Origin of the sequence: Gemmiger formicilis, assembly GCF_018784445.1 — a bacterium.
Taxonomy (GTDB): Bacteria; Bacillota; Clostridia; order Oscillospirales; family Ruminococcaceae; genus Gemmiger.
The window spans coordinates 1-235 of record NZ_WQOH01000055.1 but is presented as its reverse complement, the minus strand read 5'-3'; the positions used below and the strand labels follow the sequence as shown (position 1 = coordinate 235).

The 235-nt window shown below is 48.9% G+C and carries 1 pseudogene; it reads left to right on the top strand.

The window, feature by feature from the left end:
• Positions 1-52: 52 nt before the first annotated feature.
• Positions 53-235 (top strand): annotated as a pseudogene (locus GPK89_RS14065) (desulfoferrodoxin); the annotation flags it as partial.

Here is a 235-nt window from a genome sequence, read left to right as displayed (position 1 = left end):
TATTTTGAAATTCACGCAGAAAACTATTAAAGTAAAGAAAAGGAGAATTATCATGGATCAGAAGTTTTACATTTGCAAGCATTGCGGTAACATCATTGCCAAAGTTAAGGACGTAGGCGTCCCTGTCGTCTGCTGCGGCAAGCCGATGAGCGAGATCGTTCCCGGCACCACCGACGCCGCCGTGGAGAAGCACGTCCCTGTCTGGACGGTGGAAAACGGCATCGTCCATGTCAAG